The organism is Gilliamella sp. M0364, from assembly GCF_016100565.1.
Taxonomy (GTDB): Bacteria; Pseudomonadota; Gammaproteobacteria; order Enterobacterales; family Orbaceae; genus Gilliamella; species Gilliamella apis.
In genome coordinates, this window is record NZ_JACFSF010000002.1 from 297539 (window position 1) to 320480 (window position 22942).

Genomic DNA, 22942 nt, shown 5'->3' on the forward strand with positions numbered 1-22942 from the left:
ACCACAAAGTTGTACATTTATTTTTTTCGCATTAATAATGCGTCTTCCCAATTAACCTTTTGTTCTTGTTTATGCTCTTGCTGAGCTTGTTGTTTTTCATCAGACTGTTCATCTTTTTCTACATTTTCAGGTGATTCTGCTTTTTGAGTTTTTTCGATAATATCCGCATGAATTAACGTTTTAGTCGCTTTTCTCGGTGGTTTATCTAAAAATGATAGTAAAACTTTGGTGTACTCAGATTCCGGCGTATAAAACACTTTTTCTCGTGACCCTTGTTCAACAATTTTACCGTCTTTCATAACCACAATCTGATGACATATTGAATAGACTAAGGCAAGATCATGGCTAATAAACAGATAGCTAAGATGATGTTTCTCTTGCAATGATTTAAGTAAATTAATTATCTGCTTTTGAATTGTATGATCTAAAGATGACGTTGGCTCATCTAAAATTAATAGTTCCGGTTGCAATATTAAAGCTCTAGCAATCGCTATTCTTTGCCGTTGTCCACCAGAAAACTCATTTGGATAACGAAAACGCATTTCAGGGTCCAAACCAACCTCTAGCATAATATCAATTACCGCTTGTTCTCGCTCAGCTTTAGTCAATTTTTTATGTGTCATTAGACCTTCACTGATAATTTGCTCAACATTAAAGCGCGGATTAAGTGATGAAAAGGGATCTTGAAATACAACCTGAATTCGGCTACGGAATGGTAATAACTTCTTACCAGATAAATTCTGGATAGGATGGCTATCAAATAGGATATCACCTTTTGATTTGATTAAACGTAAAATAGCCAGTGCGGTGGTACTTTTACCTGAGCCTGACTCCCCAACAATACCAACTGTCTCACCTTGATGTACCGCAAAACCAATATTATCAACAATTTTTTTCTTTTTGCTGCTAAATAATCGTTTTTGAGTAACGACCTCAACATCAAGATGATTCACATTCAGCAATATACCGGGAGTATCAGGTAAAGGAACCGGTTCACCACTAGGCTGAGAATTTAATAATGTTTGAGTATATTCATGCTGTGGACGCAAAAAGATACGTTGTTTATTATTGAATTCAACAAGTTGGCCATCTCGCATTACCGCTACTTTATCTGCCAATTTTTTTACTATGCCCAAATTATGTGAAATAAATAACATGCTCATATTAAGGTCTTTTTTGAGCTCTTTGAGTAATTCAATAATCTGTCCCTGAACAGAAACATCTAAAGCAGTAGTTGGTTCATCAGCAATTAATAATTTTGGATGAGTTAAAATGGCCATGGCAATCATTACACGTTGCCTCTCACCGCCAGATAACTGATGAGGATAAGAAGCCAGTTTGCTTTTAGGATCTTTAATGCCAACCCGATCGAGATATTGTAAGATTTCACCTCGAGCCACATTACGTCGCATACCCCGATGTAAAGATAAGACTTCATAAAGTTGTTTTTCAACGGTATGCAATGGATTAAGTGATACCATTGGCTCTTGAAATATCATACTAATTTCATTACCGCGAATTTTACGCAATTCTTTTTCCGAGGCATGTAATAATGATTTATCTTCGAAAATAATATCTCCTGAAGGATAAATCACTCGCTCTTTTGATAACAGTCTTAATATTGACAGTGCTGTTACACTTTTACCAGAGCCTGACTCACCGACTAATGCCACTGTTTCTTGTTCATTAATATCAAAACTAATAGCGTCAACAACTTGATTTTGTGAATGCTGGCCAGTTTTAAAGGCAATACTTAAATCAATGATAGATAATAAAGGAGAACTCATTTATATACTCCTTTGTTTGGATCGAATGCATCTCTAATTGCTTCACCAATAAATATTAACAGTGACAATAAGATGGAAATAACTAAAAAAGAACTAATTCCTAACCAAGGCGCTTGCAAATTATTTTTGCCTTGGAGTAATAATCGCCCTAAAGATGGTGAATCAATTGGTAAACCAAAGCCAAGAAAATCAAGTGCCGTTAGTGTTGAAATTGAACCACAAAGAATAAATGGTAAAAATGTTAATGTTGCCACCATCGCATTTGGTAGCATATGTCGTAACATAATTTTACTATCGCTTACTCCCATAGCCTTAGCGGCTCGAATATAATCGAAGTTACGGGTTCGGAAGAATTCTGCTCGAACAACACCGACCAATGCCATCCAGCCAAATAACACCGTAATACCTAATAACCACCAAAAATTAAGCGGTAAGATACTGGCAAGCAGAATTATCACAAATAGTTCAGGTAAACCACTCCAAATCTCAATAAATCGTTGTCCTAATAGATCAACTTTTCCACCATAATAACCTTGAATCGCGCCAATTAGCACGCCGATAATGGAGGTAAAAAAGGTAAGAAACAGGGCAAAAAACATTGAAACTCTAAAACCATAGGCAATGTTTGCTAAAACATCAAATCCAGCATCGGTGGTGCCAAGCAGATGGTTTTTTGATGGTGGTGTAGGAAACGTGCTGGTTGTGTCATGAATCACAGTATTATGAGTATAACGAAATGGAGGCCAAAGTATCCAACCATCAGACTCAATCTTATTTTGTACCGCTGGATCTAAATAATTAGTTTGTGTTTGAAATTGTCCACCAAATTCAGTTTCCGGATAAAAATGGAATATTGGCGAATAATAGTTATTTTGATACTTGATAAATATTGGTCGATCATTAAATATAAAATCAGAAAATAGGCTGATTATAAATAATATTGAAAATAACCATAATGAATAATACCCACGTCGATTGCGTTTAAATCGTTGCCAACGTAGCTGATTAATTGAATAGTGCGTAGTCATCAGTTGCGAGCCTCAAAGTCAATACGTGGATCGATTATCATATAAGATAAATCTGATAAGAGTTTGGTAATAAGCCCAATCAATGTAAATATATACAATGAACCAAAAATAACCGGGTAATCGCGCTGAATAATTGCTTCATAACCGAGAAGACCCAATCCATTAAGCGAAAAAATAGCTTCAATCAATACGGAACCGGTAAATAAAATGCCAACAAATGCCGCAGGAAAACCCGATACAATAAGCAAGGTTGCATTACGAAAAACATGCTTATACAGAATTTGCCTTTCACTTAACCCTTTCGCTCTGGCAGTAACAACATATTGTTTACGAATCTCATCTAAGAATGAGTTTTTGGTTAACATGGTTAGTGTGGCAAAACCACTTACTACCATAGCAATAGTCGGTAAGCAAATATGCCACGCATAATCTTTTACTTTGCCCCAAAAATCTAATTGTTCAAAATTATTAGAAATCAATCCGCGTAGCGGGAAAATATCCCAATAACTGCCACCTGCGAACAAAACAATTAATAATACGGCTAATAAAAAAGCGGGTATTGCATAACCAATGATAATTAACGTACTTGACCAAAAATCAAATCTTGAACCATCTTTAACCGCTTTACGAATTCCTAATGGGATTGAGATTAAATAAATGATTAATGTACTCCATAATCCCAATGAAATAGAAACAGGTAAACTTTTGGCAATTAAACTTAATACTGATTCACTTTTAAAAAAACTGTTACCAAAATCAAACTGGATATATTGCTTTAACGTATTGATATAGCGTTCCCAAAGCGGTTTATCAAATCCATACTGTTTTTCAATCATTGCCACAATTTCTGGATCTAAACCGCGAGCACCACGATAATTTGATTCATTTTTTGGTTCGGTCAGCTTAGCAGGGCTATTTTCACTGCCAGGCAGCAACACTTGCCCTGCTTGGGGACCATTCTCTATCATAGCTAAAGCTTGATCGACGGGGCCACCTGGTGCAATTTGCACAATAAAAAAGTTGATAGTCAAAATGATTAATAAGGTTGGTATAATTAGCAATAATCGACGGATAAAATAATTCAACATATTAGCGTACTCTATTCTTTGTCAAACTAGCTGCTTTGTTAGCATCATACCACCAGCTATCAATACCTATTGCATAAGTTGGCTGTATGGCTGGTTGCCCAAATTTGTTCCAATATGCATAATAAGTTTTGCTGTTATACCACATTGGAATCATCGGATATTCTTGAGTTAAAATACGATCGAGCGCTCTTCCTAGTGAAATTAACTCTCTTTGATTACCTACATTTTTGATTATTTCAGCAATAATCGAATCAATTGCCTGATTATGTAATCCTGAACCATTATAAGAAGAATTTAAATATTCACTCCCCCAAAAAATCATTAAATCTGAGGATGGATAATCTATTGCACTATAATTACGTGGCATCATGTCATAATCACGCTCACGCATTCTGCGCGTCAATTGGGCATAATCTAATGAAGTTATTTTCATTGTAATACCTAAACGAGCTAAATTTTGCTGAAATGGAATCGCATATTTAATGTCATCACCTAGATAAGTCAACAATTCAAACGCAAAAGGTTGCTCAGTTTTAGCATTAATTAACTTACCATCTTTAATGATCCAACCCGCTTCTTCTAACAATTTAGCTGCAGTTAATAAGTTATTGCGGTTAAAACCTTGTCCATCACTTTTCGCAATAGTGTAGGCTTCATCAATGGTTTGCTCGGGAATAATATCTTTATATGGTGTTAACCATTTAAGTTCTTGTTCACTAGGTTTACCTTTTGCAGCATAAATGGTATTTTCAAAAAAGCTAAACGGTCTTTTATAACTATCATAATAAAAGGCGTGATTAAGCCATTCAAAATCAAAAGCTAAGGTTATTGCTTGGCGAACTCTAACATCTCTAAAAAGATCTTTCTGCAAATTAAATGCTAACCATTTAGTATCTACAGCGGTTTCGACGTTTTTTTCTTGCTTTATGATATCTTTTGAATCAAAGTATTTTCCTTGATATTGAGTAAACCAGTTTTTCGGTTGTCCTTCACCTCGGAAATCGTATTCTCCAGCTTTAAACGCCTCTAAAGCTATACTCGTATCCATATAATAATCGATACGTTTTTCATCAAAATTATCTAAACCTTTATTAACAGGTAAATCTTTTGCCCAATAGTCAGGATTACGCTTATAAACTACATACTGCCCCATTTTATAATCACTAATATAATAAGGGCCACTGCCAACAGGAGGAGTACTTAACGGCTCAGAAAAATTATGATCTTGCCAAAAATGTTTAGGAATAACACGCATACTACCAACAAAAGAAAGTAATTTTTCACGATCGGTTTCAGGTAATTCCACCCTAACCCGATAATCATCTATCGCTTTAACATTTATACCTTTGTTATAAACTCGATATTGTGAAACACCTTCGGTCATAAATTTATGAAAAGTAAATTCCACATCATATGCGGTTATTGGTTTACCATCCTGAAAACGTGCATTAGGATTAATCGAGACTTCTGCCCAACGATAACTATCAGAATAAGTTATTGAAGTTGCTATCAGTGGATAAAAGCTGGAAATATCATCGGCTGTTGAGGTAAAAAGAGAATCATATAGCGAACCAGAATGATGTTCAGGTGCGCCACGACTAGCAAAACGGTTAAAATTATCAAAGGTACCTATTTCATGTAGTTTGATAATCCCACCTTTAGGGGCATTGGGATTCACATATTCTAGATGGTCAAAATTTTCAGGATATTTCGGATCACCCAATAACGAAAAAATGGTTTTATGGTAAATATGCTCGGTTGGTTGATTCGGTTCTATGCTGTCAATCGGCTGGGATTCAATGGTCTCAGTTGATGGGTTAGCTTGTAGCGGTGTATCTGACAGCAAAGTGACATTTGGTTCTTCTTCGGCATAGATAGTCATTGAACAAAATAATAATCCACTAAAACAGCTTGAGATGAATAACTTTTTGATATTTTTTTTTCTTTGACTAATCATCCTAATTTAGTTCCTGTTTTATCAACAATTTATCAAAATAAGATTTTACCCTATTGAGTCTTAAAAATTTCAAACAATTTAGAATACGCTTAATAACATAGTAAGTTAACTATTTTGCCAAACTTCCAGCGAATGAGCAAAACCTTATTAATAAACTTAATAATGAACAGCGATTATAACATTAATTGTTATCAATATTTGTTTAAGATTTATTCTTTTATAGAAAATAAATTTTTAACTAGATAAGAATAAATCGTCATGATTCATAATAAAAAAATTTTGAGGAACGGGGTTTTTTAGTATAAAAATTTAGCAATTTAATCGATATTATTTTATTATTTTAGAATCATTAATGATACTCAGCTAAATACTCCAACCAGTTAATCATCTAAAATAAGGATATCCGTTTTAATGCTTGAATCATTCTACAAATATTGGGGAAAATGCCAACAAGGCGATCAGTCAGATAATTATCACCTTTTAGCCTACCACAATTTAGATGTTGCAGCTTGTGGATATCATATAGTAAAAAACGATTATTTTAATTCTGCAGAGCTATTTGAACAGATTGGTTTTTCATCAGATGACACTGAAACAGCAGCCCTTTGGTTCGCCTATTTTCTAGCTTGGCATGATATTGGCAAATTCGCTAATGGATTTCAGCAATTATTCAAACACAATAATCCCCATCTCGTCGCCCCAGATCCTGCCAAAAGTTATTTAACTCGACATGATTCTCTTGGACACTGGTTATGGAAGAATTATTTAATGCAAGAATCAGAAATCCAATTAGAACATTACAATTATAATATTGACCAAATATATAATATCTGGTTATTAATCATGACCGGCCACCATGGCAAGCCGCCAATCTTAGATGCCAAAGGCAACTTAGCATTTAATTCACAAGATAAACAAGCATCTTTAGATTATATTAAAGCAATTAATAAGTTGTTTATCGTAGATAATCGGTTAGCTGGCTACCACACTAGTTTTTTTGATAAAAAATTTCGCAAAATTCTCGGCAAATTGAGCTGGTTAATCGCAGCCATAACCGTTATTAGCGATTGGTTAGGTTCCAATGAGCAATTTTTCCCTTTTTGTTCAAAATCAATGGAGTTATCAGAGTATTGGGCAAACTATGCACTCGCTAATGCTGAAAAAGCCGTAGCAACTTTACCTAAAAGGGCCTCCATTACTCCTTTTAATGGTATTAAGAACCTGTTTCCATTTATAGAAAAACCGACACCACTACAACAACAAGCACTATCCTGCCAATTAACCAATATTGGACCTGAATTATTTATTATGGAGGATGTCACAGGTGCCGGTAAAACCGAAGCATCCATGATTTTGGCACATCGATTAATGGCTGCCGGGAAAGCACACGGTATTTACATCGGTATGCCTACTCAAGCAACCGCTAATGGTATCTATCAACGAACGGCAGAGGTCTACGGCCAATTGTATCAAGCCGACAGCCATCCATCACTGGTTTTGGCTCATGGTGCAAGTTACATGAATCCGACTTTTACTCAAACAATAATTAATTTAGATAATATTAGTCAGCAAAAATATCTCAACAATGATAATTCAGCCAGTAGCGAGTGCAATGAATGGTTTGTCGATACTCGTAAAAAGTCATTACTGGCGGAAGTTGGGGTTGGTACGTTGGATCAAGCTTTGATGGCTGTGATGCCATTTAAACATCAATCTTTGCGATTATTAGGGTTGCGTCATAAATTACTTATTTTAGATGAAGTTCATGCTTATGATAGTTATATGGTAAAACTATTAGAATCATTATTGCATAATCATGCATCGCAAGGTGGCAGTGCAATTATTCTTACTGCGACTTTACCATTTTTTCTGCGCGAAAAATTGCTTAACGCCTTCTATAGTGGATTAACATCAACACCATCATCTTTAACAGTTAATACAGATTTACCTTTTCCTTTATTTACTCAACTAAATCAAAAAAGCTTAGTCGAACAAGCAATAGAAACAAGAGATGAAGTAAAGCGACAAGTTAAGATTGACTGGATTGATAATATCAATTCCGGTATCGAAAAAATAAAGAGTACAATTGAGCAAGGAAAAATTATTTGTTGGATAAAAAATAGTGTGGCTGATGCCATTAGTTTATATCAACAAATACAACAAAATTTACATCTTGATACTAAGCAAATTTTGCTATTTCATAGTCGTTTTGCTTATTGTGATCGTTTGGCTATCGAGCAAAAAACTATCGAATGGGCGGGAAAAACTTCAAATAACACCATTCGCTCGGCAAAAATCATAATTGCGACTCAAGTCATTGAGCAATCATTAGATCTTGATTTTGACGAAATGATTAGTGACATTGCACCTATTGATCTATTGATTCAACGTGCAGGGCGTTTACAACGACATGTGCGAGATAAACACGGAAATATCAAATCAGCCACTCACCAGAATCAACCACGTGATGAGCGAAATCCACCTATATTGACCGTATTTGCGCCAACATGGCAGGATGATCCAAGCGAAGATTGGCTAGATAATCCAGAATTTCGCAATACTAAATATGTTTACGCTAATCATGCCTATTTATGGTTTACCCAACGGGTTTTACGTGAAAGAGGTGTTATAACAATGCCTGAAGCGGCGAGACTACTTATAGAAGCGGTTTATCGCCATGATCTTGAACCACCAAAAGGTTTACAAGAGGCTTTTTATAAAGCATTAGGAGAACAATTAGGACAAAGTTCACAAGCTAAAAGTATTATATTGAATTTTAATAAATGCTATAGCCGTGAACAGTTCAATGGTGAATGGGATAGGGAAATTGAAGTTTCAACCCGTTTATCAAAAGATAATATTGATCTTTATTTAGCATATCAACAAGATGGAAAAGTTATTCCTTACTGTAGTGGTAACGAATACGCATGGGAACAAAGTCATTTTACAATTAGTGCATCTAAATGGGCTAGAGTTAAAAATACCGTCCCACAACTTGACCAACAGCATCTAGAAAAATTGAGACAACAAATACATAGACCAAATGCCATTATTGTTCTTATTGAAAAAGAGTCTTCTTTTTATTCTAAGGAATTAGGCTTTTATCTAAATTAATTTAAAGTTAAATATTAATAATTTTAACTTGCAATAAGTTGAGTGAATTTCATACAGAAAAAATCGGTAAAAAATTAATCCCTTATATTTCAATTATAAAACAAATGGTTATAATTAGGGTGTTCCCTATACACATAGGGATAAACCGTGCCCCCAAATATCGCGAATAGCGTCACCTTCGTGTTCCCTATATACATAGGGATAATCATAGATTGAGTAATTAGTTAGAATCAAATATTAATTAGCTTTGATTAACCAAAGCCAAAATATTTTGGATGGCTGTTTTAGCTTGATGGCTATTTTTCCAACAAGTTGAGCCAGTTAATAATGCACCTTTGTTAAGAATTTCATCTAACGAGGCATTGCGTAATTTATCAAAAGAATCAAGTTGCATCTCTTCAAGTCTTTCAATAATTTTATCGCCAACGTATTTAAGTTCTAGTAGTTGTTCCTTTTCTAATTCTGAAAAAGCCATATATTTTCCTATCTATTTTAAAAAATTGTTATGATGTTACTAATGTGAATTTAGTTTTTTCCATTTCCTGATTTTAGTTCTAAAGGATTTAAATGGTGCAACTGAATTAATGTGGATAAATCGTGCCACAGGCCATGCTGAAGGATAAGGTTTTGTCCAATTACGAGCATCTTTAGTAAAAAGCGTATCATCATCTAATGACTCAATCCAACTATTCCAAGTAGTCAGTTTCTGCTTAAATAATTGGATCTGTTCTTGTAATGAATAATCTTGATATATTTTATAAAAATGTTGGTATAATTCACCTAACTGATTCCATTTATATCCTTCCGCTGGCAATACAGGGGTTTGCCCAGCAAGTTCAGCATCATCCCAAGATTTAACAAGATCTAACCATCCAAGTTGATAAGCAATCATTTGTGCTGGCGTTCGATCAACACCTTCAATTAGTTTATCTTTTTCGGCTTCGCTTAATTCACTGAATTCATCAATAAATAGTTTAGCTGTTTTGTTAATTTCATCTAATAGTTGTTGTTTATTGGCGTAATTCATTTTATTTACCATTATTATTAAAATACTTTAATTCTTCATCAATAAAATATCTAACTAAGTTAGCATACAATTCTTTAATTACATCGCCATTGAGACCTAACTCATCAGCCCAAAGTTTACGTTGCTCAAGCATGCTATTAAAACGTTCTTTAGCTTGCACATCGGTAGCATTTTTTTTGAATTGGCTTGCTGTTTTAACATAGTCAAAACGAGTTGCGAGTAATTGAATTACCAGATGATCTATATTGTCAATTTCTGCTCGAATATCATTCATATCACGACATTCATTTGCTAAGATATTTGGATTGTATTGAATCATATTTAACGACTAATAATTGCTAGTTTTGCTATCTTAGCACTGTATAAATATTTCTAAAAGGATTTGAATTGCAGAATTTAGAATTGGTGGAGCCAAGGGGGATCGAACCCCTGACCTCAACGCTGCCAGCGTTGCGCTCTCCCAGCTGAGCTATGGCCCCTAAAGGGATAAAAAAACTGTGGCTAATAATATGCAACTAGTTAAAGGGTGTCAAATAAATTAATATTATTTGCTCAAAAAACAATCTAGCAAAGCTCTGTCAGGCTATGACAGAGCTTGAATGATTAACGTAAAATTGCGTTTTGATCCGCGCCTTCTGCTTCAACTTTTGGTGGCATAAAGTGTTCACGTTTCACACCTAATTTAAGCGACATATATGCTGCTACATAAATTGATGAAATTGTACCTAACACAATACCGACCCCTAATGTTTCAGAGAAGCCTTTTAACATTGAACCACCGAAAATATATAAGATAATAACAACGGCTAACGTTGTGCCAGATGTCATTAAGGTTCGATGTAATGTTTGAGTTAATGAGATGTTGATAACATCATATGGCGACGCACGTCGTATTTTTCTAAAATTCTCACGAATTCGATCGAATACAACGATAGTATCATTAAGTGAATAACCAATTATAGATAACATTGCTGCAATAATGGTTAAATCTAATTCACGATCAAAGAGTGATAAATAGCCAGCGGTAATGACTACGTCATGCGCTAATGCTACAACAGCACCAGTACCAAATCGCCATTCAAATCGAAATGCAATATAGATTAAGATACAAATTAATGCTGCACAGATCGCCAAAATACCATCCTGTGCTAATTCAGTACCAACCGTAGGACCAACGAATTCAACTCGCTTAATTTCAGCATTACTATCAATATCTTTATGTACTAAATTAGAGATTTTAGTACCTAATGCATTATCAATTGCAGATGATACACTACCCTCATTTTGATTAGCGGTTGCTAATCGGATAATAATATCTTTACTGCTGCCATAATACTGAACGACTGGCTCATGATAACCGGCATCACGTAAACTATTACGTAAGTCATCAAGATTTACGGCTTTAGTTACTGTCAGTTCAACTGTGGTACCACCGGTAAAATCCTGTCCCAGATTGAACCCTTTAACAAGAATAACCACAAATGAAGCAACAACCAATAACATTGAGATAACAAAAGCAATGAAGCCAAATTTTAAAAAGTCGAGTACTCTTCGGCCATGATTTAATTCTCTAACATCATGATTTTCTTTTTTATTAATAGTCACAATAAACCTCTAAATTGATAACTTATTGACGCGACGACCACCATAAATAAGATTGGCCAGAGCTCGAGTCCCTACGATCGAGGTAAACATCGATGTTACAATACCGATACCTAATGTAATGGCAAAGCCTTTGATAGAACCTGTACCTACTGCATAAAGAATAATCGCAGTTATTAATGTGGTAATATTGGCATCAAAAATACTACTCCAAGCGCCAGCATAACCTTCGTTAATTGCATGTTGGACACCTCGACCATTACTGAGCTCTTCTTTTATACGCTCATTAATTAAAACATTCGCATCAACCGCCATACCTACAGTTAGTACGATACCGGCAATACCTGGCATACTTAATGTTGCCCCTGGTAATAAAGACATTGCACCAACAATAAGAATTAAGTTTGCAACTAATGCAAGGCTAGCGAATACACCAAATAAACGATATACCACTAACATAAAGATTACCGAAATTAATAATCCCCATACACAAGATTCTAAACCTTGAGTAATATTTTCTTGCCCCATTGACGGACCAACGGTACGTTCTTCAATTATTTGGATCGGCGCAATCAATGCACCTGCTCTTAATAGTAGTGATAAATTTCTAGCTTCATCAACACTACTAATCCCAGTTACTTGGAACCGGTCACTAAAAATACCTTGGATCGTTGCTACATTGATAACTCTCTCTTGTTTTTCAAGAATAGGTTTATCATTTTCATCACGTTTTCCTGTATCTTTATATTCAACAAATAATGTTGCCATTGCTTTTTTCAGATGTTTCTGCGTGAAATCAAGCATAGTTTTGCCGCCAGCACTATCTAAGTTAATAGAAACTTCAGGCTGGCTATATTCATTTACTCTAAATGAAGAATCGGTAATATGATCACCTGTTAATACTACACGTTTATAAAGTAAGACCGGACGACCATTTTCCATATATTTTATTTCAGAACCATATGGAACACGCATTTCACCTTTTAAAATAGCTTCTAAGTCAGTTGAACCATCTTCATTTACTTGTCTAAACTCGAGGGTTGCAGTTGCACCTAAAATTCGTTTAGCTAATGCAGTATCTTGAATACCAGGTAACTCAACAACAATACGATCAGAACCTTGACGTTGAACAATTGGTTCAGCAACACCTAATTGATTAACACGATTACGCAAAATGGTGGTATTTTGTTGTACAGCATCACTTTTAGCTTGTTGTAGCCGCTGTTGGCTGACACTAATAACGATACTATTTTCACTTTGCGAAGTTAATTCATAATCTTGCAATCCATTAATTTTAGTAATAGCTTTGTTTCGATCTTCTGTATTATCGAATTGCATTAAGATTTGTTGATTACTACTTTTATTTAATGCTTTGTAATTTAGATTATTTTTATTGAACTCTGCTTTTAAATTTTCAATCGATTGTTCTGTCAATTTACTTAACGCAGTAGTCATATCTACTTCCATTAAGAAATGCACACCACCACGCAAATCAAGCCCTAATTTCATGGGTTCGGCACCAATCATTGTTAACCATGATGGTGTTGCAGGCGCTAGATTTAGTGCAACAGTATAATCATCACCTAATTCTTGTGATATTAATTCCTTAGCTTTCAGCTGAGTATCATTATCACTTAAACGAATTAAAATAGATTTATTTTCATAAACTAGTGATTTAGGTTCAATTTGATTTTTCACCAAAAGTTGTTTGACTTTATCTTGCGTAGCAACATTAATTTCGGCACTATTTGAACCTGAAATTTGTATAGCGGGATCTTCACCATAAATATTTGGAAGAGCATAAAGTAGGCCGACGCAAATCACGACGACCAACATAATGTACTTCCACAAAGGATAGCGATTTAGCACGACATATTCTCTTGTGGGATTAGATAATTAATACAATGAATTATAATAGCAAAATCTATTATAATGATTTCATTGTTCCTTTTGGTAATACCGATGTGATGAAGTCACGTTTGATAACAACTTCAGTTGTATCATTTAACTCTAACACAATATAACCATTTTCATTAACTTTTGATACTCGACCAATAAGTCCACCATTAGTTAATACTTCATCACCTTTTGAAATAGAAGCCATTAACTCACGATGTGCTTTAGCACGTTTTTGTTGTGGACGCATAATCATAAAATAGAAAAATAGCCCAAACACCACCAACATAATTGGCATTATGTAATCGCCACCAGGCTGAGCACCATCAGCTGCGTATGCATTAGAAATAAAAAAGTCCATATTGGTCCTCTTAATGAATATAAAAATATTAAAGTGCAGAATTATAACACAATAAATAAATCGATTATTAACTATTTCTTGCCAATATCTTTTAAGTCAACAACAAATATCGCTATTATTAACAATTTTATTCAATTAACTAAATAAATACAGTACCCGCCAACAATGAACCAGCAAAAAAATTAAGTCGTTAAATATTGTGCCATACTAACCAAGTTAAATAACCATTTAGGATAAACACCACATACCATGGTTAATAATGCTGCGATAACAATAAATAATTCACTCACTTTTATATCTTGCCATTTCAATTTAATAATAGAATTATTACTTGAGAAATCATCATGGCTGATAGGTGGCCTAATATAAAGATTAAGAATAAGTCGTGAGTAGAAATATAAACCTATAGTACTACCAATCACTACTGCAGCAATTAACCACCATAACTCAGCCGTCACACCTAATAGTACTAAAAGAAAACGTCCTACAAAACCTGCTGTAAGTGGTGCACCTGCTAGAGATAATAAACCAACTCCCATTGCCAAGGCTAAAATAGGGCGACGCCAAAATAATCCTGAAAGATCAATTTCCTTTTCATGATCCTGTAACTCATTGGAATGGGATTCTAAGCTGATCACGCCTAAAACACAGATGTTGGCAAAAATGTAGCCAATTAAATAAACACCTATTGTTTCTAAAGCGAGCACCTGATACTGCACGGCAATTAAAGCCAGTAAAAGATAGCCAAAATGGGCAACTGAGGAATAAGCCAATAACCTTTTTAAGCTACTTTGCATTAATGCCAATAAATTTCCCCATAAAATTGAACAAAAGGCCATAATAACCAAAATAATACGGATTGTTTCATTATTTACTATTGGTGCTAATAAAAATAGTCTGGCAATAGCACAAAACACGGCGACTTTACCTACCGTTGATAGTAGTAATGAAACAACTGTCGGAGCCCCTTGGTAAACGTCAGGTAACCAAAGTTGAAAAGGTACCAGCGAAAGTTTAAAACCAATACCAACTAACATTAAACAAATACCAATTAATAATAATGTACTTGGATAGGTCATGGTTGATAATTGATAACTTAAACCACTAAATGTCAGCTCGCCAGTCGTAGCATAATAAAAAGCAATACCCATTAACAAAAATGAACTAGCAATCGCAGACAAAATCATATATTTAATCGCAGCTTCTAGCGCATGGGTTTGGATGTATTGATAGCCGATTAAGCCAATAAATGGAATCGAAAGTAATTCAATTCCAAGAAAGAATGACATTAAATGACTAGCATAAACTAAAGTGATTCCGCCTAATGTCATAAATAGTAAAATTATATAGAATAATCCATGGTTGATTTCTTCTTGTACAAACCATCGATAAGCTAATGATGCGACCACAATTGAAATGATTAAAATTAAGCTGGTATAAAGTAACCCATAACCATCACAAGTAAATAACGCAGTAACATGGTGAGCTCCCCATTCGTTATTAGCATCATTCTGCTGAGTATCATCTACATTAGGTGACGATCCAACCATATCATTATTTTCTGTAACAGACTCTGTAATTTCCGCATTTTCCGAGGTAGTGATTTCTTGTTCTGTAGGTACGGCATCAATAGCTACCGTTTGTTCAGTTGCAGGCGTTTTATCACTAGTATCTAGTGGCGAAGAAACAGATATTTGCATATTGTCACTACTAATATCTGATATTGCTTGGGTATTAAACGAAATTTTATACCCCAAAATTGCTGAGAAAACTAATGCAAAAATTAATCCCGATATGGTTAAAGTAGCACATTTTTTAGTATCTATTTTGAAAATAAATAATGCGATGAGCAAAACTATTATGGCAAAGCTCAATATAAATATTGGCAATAAAGCTATCATAAGTTATTACTCTCCCACTCTTTCAGTAATTATATATTGCAGTGTTTGGTTGACAATAGAATAAGACATATCTAAAACCATTTTTGGATATAATCCAATAAAAATTAATACAATAAGCACACTAGACAATAGAAAAATATCTTTTTTACTCAGCAAGTGTTTTGTAACCGTAATTTTATCAACTACGCCATAAAAAATAGGTTGCATGCGAATAATTAACGATATCGACAATAACAATAATCCAATTGCCAGTAAGATAGTGTAATAAGGATATGAGTTATAACTACCTAATAACATCATATAATTACCAACAAAGTTAGCCGTTCCTGGAATACCTAACACAGCTAACATAAAAAATAGAGTAAAAGAAGACAAATACTTTACCTGCTCTTTTAATCCAACGAATTGATTAATGTTTCGGGTTAAATAACATTCTGCTAACAAACCACTTATTATAAACATACCAACAATAGCTAAATTAACAGCTATCATTTGAATAACAACACCTTGGAAAGCAATAACTGAGCCGCTATAAATAATAGCCGTGACAAATCCCATTAAAGCAATATGGATATAAGCAATCAGCTTCTTAATATCTGTCTGATTAAAAGCAAGTAAAGCGGTATAAAACAACGTACATATAGCCAACACTAAAATAAACGGCATAATTGTTAGCGAAGCATTAGGAAAAAGTGGGATCACAAAACGTAATAAACCAAATGCCGCTGTATTAACTAACAAACCACTTATCATCATCGAACCACTTGTTGACGATTCAATATGTGCTTCAATAAACCAATTATGAAAAGGAATTAAAGGAATACGTATAATAAAAGCAGCTAAAAAGCCTAGCATTAATAAAAATTCGGTATTACTTGAAATCGGCGTATTAGTTAAAATTTGATAATCAAAAGTCCATTTCGCCGTTATGTTCCAGTTGATTAAGGCCAATGATACAATCGATATTAGCATTAGTAGGCTACTTATCTGAGTGTAAATTAAAAATTTGCTAGCACCATTAAAACGTAATTGTGAATTTAAATCTCGTCTGCCCCACAACGAAATTAAAAAATAGATTGGAATAGCTACCGCTTCCCAAAAGAAAAACATTAAAAACAGATCAGTGATTACAAATAACATCATAATGGCTGATGCCATAAATAATACACATAAATAAAATAATCCGACATTATTAAGATTTTCTTTACTAGAATAAACAATAACTAACAATACAATAAAGAGTGTTGAACTAATAACAATCAAAGATAAACCATCTAATACCAAATGAAAATGAATACCAAGTAAAGGGATCCAATCAATATTAACTTCTTTAATCCAGTTTGGACTTTGTTCTAAAGAACTGCTTGCATCTGCCCATAAAACAATTACCAAAATAAACGTGATTAATATGGTTGTAAGAGCAATCATCATTGGTAAACGTTGCCAGCGCAACTGTATATCGGTTGAAGTCATGATTCTTTGTAAAAATACATGACAAAGCCAACCAATAAATCCGCCAATTACAGGTAAGAAAACAAGCCATAACAACATTAAGTTCACACCTTTATCAAATAAAAATCAATAACATTAATATAATAATGCTACCTATTACCATTGAAACCATATACCATCTTATTTGTCCGTTTTCTAAACTGACAATATAAGCATTTATTTTCTTTATCCCCCACATAATCCAATCATCCCATAATGCTAATGGATCCTTTTTCAGTAAGTTTGCTAAATAAATATATGGTTTTACAAAAACATTATTTAACAAATAGTCAAATCGCCAATCACTTTTACATAATTTTCCTAACGATTTGATCACCGGAGTATTGAGAATTTCATGAACTTCAGCGTTCGGATGAGCATAAAGAATATAGGCAATGACTAAACTTAATAAGGTTACTGCACACAGCAATATTCTAAATGGGATCTGACCTTGCGTATCTAAATTGGCTATTGGGATTATCCCTTTTATCGGCAATGGCAAGTAAATAAACAGTGCCGTAGTAAATATCAATAAGATAAAAAGCGGATAATAATTTATTTTTCTGATTCTTATTATCTTTTCAATTTTAATTGAATGATGGAAAACCAAAAATATCAATCGCCAAATACATAAACTAGACAATAAAATACCTAATAAGCCGATAGTACCGGCCATTAAGCTATCTTGAGCCATTAATCCCCAAATAATATCACCTTTAATATAAAATGATGCTGACACCCACGGTAAGGCACTAAGTGATAACATGATTACTAAGAAGATTGCATATAAAACTCGATTAGACTTTAACAAGCCACCAAGTTTATTGATGTCTCGTTCACCTTGGCACTGTTTGATTAAAATTGCAGAAGCAAGAATAAGTAAAGTGCTAGTTACAGCATAATTAATCAAACAACTTAATGACAAATTCCAGCTCTGGGTCGAAAATGCATAAAATAGATAACTTATTTGCGCTAAATTGATATAAGTTATAATCTGTTTTATATCATTTTGAACCAAAGCAATACTACTGGCAAAAATAACAGTCAAAGAAGCAAATAAAAGCATTATATTAAGCGTATCACTTGACATCATAAACAGATTGCTTAGTCTTAAGACCAGATAAACACCAGCAAATATAACAGTAGAAGATTGCAATAACGCAACCGCTGGCATCGGTGCTAGTGTTGTTTCTTTGAACCATGAATGCATTGGGAAAAGCGCAGATTTACTCATAGCGCCAAGAAATAACATTAACGTAATCCAAAAAATAATATCTGAATCAACAGCTAAATCATTATGCGCTTTTATTAAAATATCGCTAATTTTTAATGTTTCTAAAGTCTGATAAAGTAAGAATATACCTATGATTAGAAAAATATCAGTTAAATGCATCATAACAAATGCTTTAACGGCAGCATAACTATTGCGAGCTTGTTTGTAGTAGATACCAATAAGTAAGTAAGTACTTATACTCACCCCTTCCCAACCAAGTAACATCACAAACAAATTATCAACAAGAACAACCGTTAACACACTTGCTATTAGTAAATTGCTATATGCATAAAAAGTATAAATATCTTTTCTCGATTTTAAATAACAAGCGGCAAAAAAATAGATCAATAAACCAAAGAATGATATTAATACTAAGAATGTTAGTGATAAGCCATCTAGTGTTAAAGATATAGGAACTTCAAAATCACCGACTGAAAACCAAGTCCATAAATTTCTTGTATAAACCAATGTCATATCAGGAACAGTATTGGTAGTAAAATCAATACAAGAAAATATTGTTATTAATCCAACAAGAAACATCGTACAAATCCCGATTAACATAACATTAATGGATTGTATTTGTCGCCCAAAACAGACTAATATCAAGAAAGATAATAATGGAACAATGATAGTTAAATAAAGTAAATTCATCCTTTCATTTCACTCAATGAGTCAATATTAAAGTTTTTACGTCGATAAATTAATTTTACCAGTAAAGCAAGCCCGACAGATATTTGAGCTAATACCGCCGTTACCGCTAATATAGCAAGCACCTCTCCATCAGATTGCTGCCAATAACTACTTGCAACAAAAAGTGCTGCAATGGCTCCATTATTCATGATGACAAGACTTAACAATAAGAAGTAGAGATTACGTCTAATCATTACCCCTAAAAGCCCTACTACAAATAAGATAGAGGCAAAAATCAAACCATACATAAGTGGTATCACATTATTTCTCCGACAGCATTCGATGCATAAAATGATAAGATATAACTGCAGCACCTAATAATAAAAATGTAGCTAACTCAGCCATTAATACATAAGCATAGATTGACATTTGGTGCATCAATTCATGAGATTCCGTGAACTGTGTATAGTCAGTGCTTACTACGCCATAAATAAGAACAACTAATAAAATAAATGCTAAAACTAATGGTCCTAGCCAAATTTTGGGGCTGATACCATGTTTACCATTTTCAACATTGTCACGACGCATTTCGAGCATTAAAGAAACAGCCCTAAACAGAATGACAGCTCCACCAATAAAAAAAAGAATATATAAAACAGCCGAAATATATGTTTCAAGGAGAATAAATATTAATGCTGATGCAAAAAGTGATATAGCCAGATATAAAATTGCTTTTTCTACTCGCCGACAAAAAATCACTTTTATACTTGCAAAAACAGCAATTATCGATGCGATATAAAAAACAACGATCATTAATTCATCCAATACTTATTCATAATGACATTAGTATATACTTAATTGACAACAATATACAGTTTACTAACGCAGTGTTAATACAAAAAAGTCTTTCTAAATAAAATTTTAACTTTTCATAATAGTAAGAATATTTATTTAGCAAATATAATAAAAACAATAGAAATAATAAAATCCATAAAATTTTATTATTTAAATTCAATACAACATTGTTATAAAGTATGTATCCTGAGCAATTAATCTATATTTATACCTTTTTCTTTAAATTGTCATTTTAATCATACAGTTTAAACGCACTTAGGCAAAAATATAAACAAGTAGAGAATAGAATGAATAATCAATACTCATCAATGCGAAGTAACGTCAATATGTTAGGCACCCTATTAGGCGATGCAATTAAACGCGCAACAGGTAATGAAACTTTCGATTTAGTCGAAAAAATCCGTCAGTTATCCAAATCGGCGCAACAAGGAAATAAACAAGCGCATAATGAATTACTTAAGTTAATTGAGAATCTTAATGATCAAGATCTACTTCATGTTGCACGTGCATTCAACCAGTTTTTAAATTTAGTTAACACTGCTGCAGAGTATTATGGTATTTCGCCTCATGGCGAAGCATCAAGTAGTCCTAAAAAGATGACTGAATTATTCAAATCACTTAAAAACTTAAATTTTGCCCCTCAAACTATTTCACAAGCGATTGATAATTTATCTATTGAGTTAGTACTTACTGCTCATCCAACCGAAATCAATCGCCGCACAATGATTAATACTTATACCGCAATTAATAGTTGCTTATCACAACTTGACCATAATGATTTAGCCGATTATGAAAAAGAACGGATTATGCGTCGTTTAAAACAGCTCGTTTGCCAAGCATGGTATACCGACGAAATTCGTAAAAAACGCCCTACACCTCTTGATGAAGCTAAATGGGGATTTTCGGTTATTGAAGATAGTTTATGGGAAGGTGTTCCTCTATTTTTACGTGAGTTCAATGATCAACTTGTGGATTCCTTTAATGAAGAACTATCCGTTGAACATGTACCAGTTAAATTTACCTCATGGATGGGCGGAGATCGAGATGGCAATCCAAATGTCACAGCTAAGGTGACAGAAAAGGTCATGTTACAAGCCAGATTAAAAGCAATTGAATTATTTTTAGCGGATATTCAGATTCTAGTTCGTGAATTATCCATGACAGAATGTAGTCAATCGGTTATTGATTTATTAAACGAACAAAATAAAACTGCATCAGAGCCTTACCGAGCCGTAATGAAACAACTACGATCTCGTTTAGTTAAAACCCACGGTTATATCATTTCACTATTAAACAATGAGCAAGTTTTAGCGCCAGCCGATCTTTTGACTAAAAATGAACAATTATGGACACCACTTTATATCTGTTATGAATCTTTAATAGAGAATGGCATGTCAACTATTGCTCATGGGCCATTATTAGATACATTAAGACGTATTAAAAGCTTTGGATTGCAATTAGTTAGATTAGATATCCGTCAAGACAGCTCGGTCCATACTGAGGCTTTAGATGCTTTAACTAAAGAACTTAATTTAGGTAGTTATGCCTCATGGACAGAAGAAGAAAAACAGGAATTTTTATTAGCTGAATTGCAATCTAATCGACCATTACTTCCTTATAATTGGCAACCAGATGAAATGGTAAAAGAAGTGTTAGATACCTGCCGAGTGATTAAAAAAGCGGGTGAGGAATCAATTGCTTCTTATGTAATTTCAATGGCCAAAGCTCCTTCTGATATTTTGGCAGTTTATTTACTCCTAAAAAGTGTTGATTGTCAAAAAAATATTCCTGTTGCACCGTTATTTGAAACCTTAGAGGATTTAAATAATGCTAAATCTGTTATGCAAAAACTTTTAGATATTTCTTGGTATCGAGAAAAGATCAATGGCAAACAGATGGTAATGATTGGCTATTCAGATTCTGCGAAAGATGCAGGAACACTTGCTGCGTCATGGGCACAATATCGGTCACAAGAAGAACTAGTCAATTTATTTGAAAAATATAATATTAACTTAGTATTATTCCATGGTCGTGGTGGTTCAATTGGACGTGGTGGTGCACCAGCTCATGCGGCTTTACTTTCACAACCACCAGGATCACTTAAAGGTGGTTTACGTGTTACAGAACAAGGCGAGATGATTAGATTTAAGCTTGGTTTACCTGAGGTTGCACTTAGTAGCTTAATGCTTTATGCATCAGCGATTTTACAAGCAAATTTACTTCCACCTCCAGAGCCTAAGCAAGTCTGGCGAGATATTATGGATGAAATGTCAGATTATTCTTGCCAATGCTATCGAAGCTATGTTCGCGAAAAAGCTGAATTTGTTGATTATTTTAGAGCAGTTACACCAGAAGCTGAACTAGGTAGATTACCATTAGGTTCCCGTCCACAAAAACGTCGAACAGGTGGTGGAATAGAGAGCCTACGTGCAATACCATGGATTTTTGCTTGGACTCAAAACCGTTTAATGGTGCCTTCATGGCTTGGTGCAGGTAGTGCACTTAGAGTTGTTATCCTTGAAGGTAAAAAAGAGCAATTGCAAGATATGTATCATAATTGGCCATTTTTTAATGCTCGTTTAGGAATGCTAGAAATGGTTTATGCCAAAGCAGCACCAAATATTCATGAATATTATGAACAACGTCTAGTTTCCTCTACATTATGGCCATTAGGTGATGAATTAAGAAATTTATTAACTGAAGATATCAATACTGTACTAACCATCACGGATGATATTAGCTTAATGGCTGACTTACCATGGATTGCCGAGTCAGTCGCATTGCGTAATACTTATATTGAACCACTTAACTTATTGCAAGCCGAATTATTGAGTCGTTCTCGTAAAAATAATGATGAAAATAGTATTGTTGAACAAGGATTAATGATAACAATTTCAGGTATTGCAGCAGGAATGCGAAATTCAGGATAATA

General features: G+C 34.0%; 17 protein-coding genes and 1 tRNA gene. 2 read left to right on the plus strand and 16 right to left on the minus strand.

Features of this window, described 5'->3' with window-relative positions:
- Positions 1-17 precede the first annotated feature (17 nt).
- From yejF to H3U96_RS05135, 4 genes are read right to left on the minus strand one after another with little or no spacing between them, the layout of a single operon-like run.
- Positions 18-1787 carry a microcin C ABC transporter ATP-binding protein YejF gene (yejF, locus tag H3U96_RS05120; RefSeq protein WP_198195808.1) on the minus strand — a complete coding sequence of 590 codons (1770 nt, stop codon included), beginning with the start codon at positions 1785-1787 and terminating at the stop codon, positions 18-20.
- Positions 1784-2815, minus strand: coding sequence for an ABC transporter permease (locus H3U96_RS05125; protein WP_065577742.1), 1032 nt, complete (start codon positions 2813-2815; stop codon positions 1784-1786). Before H3U96_RS05125 ends, yejF begins: the two co-directional genes overlap by 4 nt.
- Complete coding sequence (locus H3U96_RS05130) at positions 2815-3903, minus strand: microcin C ABC transporter permease YejB (RefSeq protein WP_110447102.1); 1089 nt, start codon at positions 3901-3903, stop codon at positions 2815-2817. Before H3U96_RS05130 ends, H3U96_RS05125 begins: the two co-directional genes overlap by 1 nt.
- A 1-nt stretch (position 3904) precedes the next feature.
- A complete protein-coding gene (locus H3U96_RS05135; protein ID WP_198195810.1) occupies positions 3905-5785 on the minus strand; it encodes an extracellular solute-binding protein in 1881 nt (626 codons plus the stop codon).
- A 486-nt stretch (positions 5786-6271) separates the two neighbouring features.
- On the opposite strand from H3U96_RS05135, the gene cas3 reads away from it, so the two are divergent.
- Positions 6272-8974: a CRISPR-associated helicase Cas3' gene (cas3, locus tag H3U96_RS05140; protein WP_198195812.1), complete on the plus strand. Its 2703-nt coding sequence runs from the start codon at positions 6272-6274 to the stop codon at positions 8972-8974.
- Between the two features lie 241 nt (positions 8975-9215).
- On the opposite strand, the gene H3U96_RS05145 is transcribed toward cas3, so the two are convergent.
- The 12 genes from H3U96_RS05145 to H3U96_RS05200 form a co-directional block, all read right to left on the minus strand.
- A complete protein-coding gene (locus tag H3U96_RS05145; protein ID WP_198195814.1) occupies positions 9216-9449 on the minus strand; it encodes a hypothetical protein in 234 nt (77 codons plus the stop codon).
- Positions 9450-9488: 39 nt separating this feature from the next.
- Entirely contained in the window at positions 9489-10001 is a 513-nt protein-coding gene (locus H3U96_RS05150; RefSeq protein WP_198195817.1) for a ClbS/DfsB family four-helix bundle protein, read from the minus strand.
- A gap of 1 nt (position 10002) precedes the next feature.
- On the minus strand, positions 10003-10320 hold the full coding sequence (locus H3U96_RS05155) for a chorismate mutase (RefSeq protein WP_086357525.1): 318 nt from the start codon (positions 10318-10320) through the stop codon (positions 10003-10005).
- 84 nt (positions 10321-10404) lie between these two features.
- A tRNA-Ala gene (locus H3U96_RS05160) sits at positions 10405-10480 on the minus strand.
- Between the two features lie 124 nt (positions 10481-10604).
- The gene (gene secF, locus H3U96_RS05165; protein WP_065614568.1) at positions 10605-11600 is read right to left on the minus strand and encodes a protein translocase subunit SecF; all 996 of its coding nucleotides are present in this window, start codon (positions 11598-11600) and stop codon (positions 10605-10607) included.
- A gap of 15 nt (positions 11601-11615) precedes the next feature.
- Positions 11616-13472, minus strand: coding sequence for a protein translocase subunit SecD (gene secD, locus H3U96_RS05170; RefSeq protein ID WP_081298790.1), 1857 nt, complete (start codon positions 13470-13472; stop codon positions 11616-11618).
- A gap of 58 nt (positions 13473-13530) precedes the next feature.
- On the minus strand, positions 13531-13860 hold the full coding sequence (yajC, locus tag H3U96_RS05175; protein WP_065577759.1) for a preprotein translocase subunit YajC: 330 nt from the start codon (positions 13858-13860) through the stop codon (positions 13531-13533).
- 182 nt (positions 13861-14042) lie between these two features.
- The gene (locus H3U96_RS05180; protein WP_086360730.1) at positions 14043-15761 is read right to left on the minus strand and encodes an NADH-quinone oxidoreductase subunit N; all 1719 of its coding nucleotides are present in this window, start codon (positions 15759-15761) and stop codon (positions 14043-14045) included.
- A 6-nt stretch (positions 15762-15767) separates the two neighbouring features.
- A complete protein-coding gene (locus H3U96_RS05185) occupies positions 15768-17312 on the minus strand; it encodes a NuoM family protein (protein WP_086357527.1) in 1545 nt (514 codons plus the stop codon).
- Positions 17313-17328: 16 nt separating this feature from the next.
- Positions 17329-19176, minus strand: a complete 1848-nt coding sequence (locus H3U96_RS05190) for an NADH-quinone oxidoreductase subunit L (protein ID WP_086360731.1) — start codon at positions 19174-19176, stop codon at positions 17329-17331.
- Positions 19173-19475, minus strand: coding sequence for an NADH-quinone oxidoreductase subunit NuoK (nuoK, locus tag H3U96_RS05195; RefSeq protein WP_086360732.1), 303 nt, complete (start codon positions 19473-19475; stop codon positions 19173-19175). The genes H3U96_RS05190 and nuoK overlap by 4 nt, the downstream gene beginning before the upstream one ends.
- A 1-nt stretch (position 19476) precedes the next feature.
- Complete coding sequence (locus tag H3U96_RS05200) at positions 19477-19968, minus strand: NADH-quinone oxidoreductase subunit J (protein WP_065577764.1); 492 nt, start codon at positions 19966-19968, stop codon at positions 19477-19479.
- 329 nt (positions 19969-20297) lie between these two features.
- Here H3U96_RS05200 and ppc point away from each other — a divergent pair, with 329 nt between their 5' ends.
- Positions 20298-22940, plus strand: coding sequence for a phosphoenolpyruvate carboxylase (gene ppc, locus H3U96_RS05205; RefSeq protein WP_086360733.1), 2643 nt, complete (start codon positions 20298-20300; stop codon positions 22938-22940).
- Positions 22941-22942 lie beyond the last annotated feature (2 nt).

What these genes read in the sequence shown, in the direction of transcription:
- H3U96_RS05190 (WP_086360731.1), bottom strand. Translation starts at nt 19,176, where the DNA reads ATGAATTTACTTTATTTAACTATCATTGTTCCATTATTATCTTTCTTG.
- yejF (WP_198195808.1), bottom strand. Translation starts at nt 1,787, where the DNA reads ATGAGTTCTCCTTTATTATCTATCATTGATTTAAGTATTGCCTTTAAA.
- H3U96_RS05185 (WP_086357527.1), bottom strand. Translation starts at nt 17,312, where the DNA reads ATGTTGTTATGGCTTGTTTTCTTACCTGTAATTGGCGGATTTATTGGT.
- H3U96_RS05200 (WP_065577764.1), bottom strand. Translation starts at nt 19,968, where the DNA reads ATGATCGTTGTTTTTTATATCGCATCGATAATTGCTGTTTTTGCAAGT.
- H3U96_RS05155 (WP_086357525.1), bottom strand. Translation starts at nt 10,320, where the DNA reads ATGATTCAATACAATCCAAATATCTTAGCAAATGAATGTCGTGATATG.
- yajC (WP_065577759.1), bottom strand. Translation starts at nt 13,860, where the DNA reads ATGGACTTTTTTATTTCTAATGCATACGCAGCTGATGGTGCTCAGCCT.
- H3U96_RS05150 (WP_198195817.1), bottom strand. Translation starts at nt 10,001, where the DNA reads ATGAATTACGCCAATAAACAACAACTATTAGATGAAATTAACAAAACA.
- ppc (WP_086360733.1), top strand. Translation starts at nt 20,298, where the DNA reads ATGAATAATCAATACTCATCAATGCGAAGTAACGTCAATATGTTAGGC.
- H3U96_RS05145 (WP_198195814.1), bottom strand. Translation starts at nt 9,449, where the DNA reads ATGGCTTTTTCAGAATTAGAAAAGGAACAACTACTAGAACTTAAATAC.
- H3U96_RS05180 (WP_086360730.1), bottom strand. Translation starts at nt 15,761, where the DNA reads ATGATAGCTTTATTGCCAATATTTATATTGAGCTTTGCCATAATAGTT.
- H3U96_RS05130 (WP_110447102.1), bottom strand. Translation starts at nt 3,903, where the DNA reads ATGTTGAATTATTTTATCCGTCGATTATTGCTAATTATACCAACCTTA.
- H3U96_RS05125 (WP_065577742.1), bottom strand. Translation starts at nt 2,815, where the DNA reads ATGACTACGCACTATTCAATTAATCAGCTACGTTGGCAACGATTTAAA.
- H3U96_RS05135 (WP_198195810.1), bottom strand. Translation starts at nt 5,785, where the DNA reads ATGACTATCTATGCCGAAGAAGAACCAAATGTCACTTTGCTGTCAGAT.
- cas3 (WP_198195812.1), top strand. Translation starts at nt 6,272, where the DNA reads ATGCTTGAATCATTCTACAAATATTGGGGAAAATGCCAACAAGGCGAT.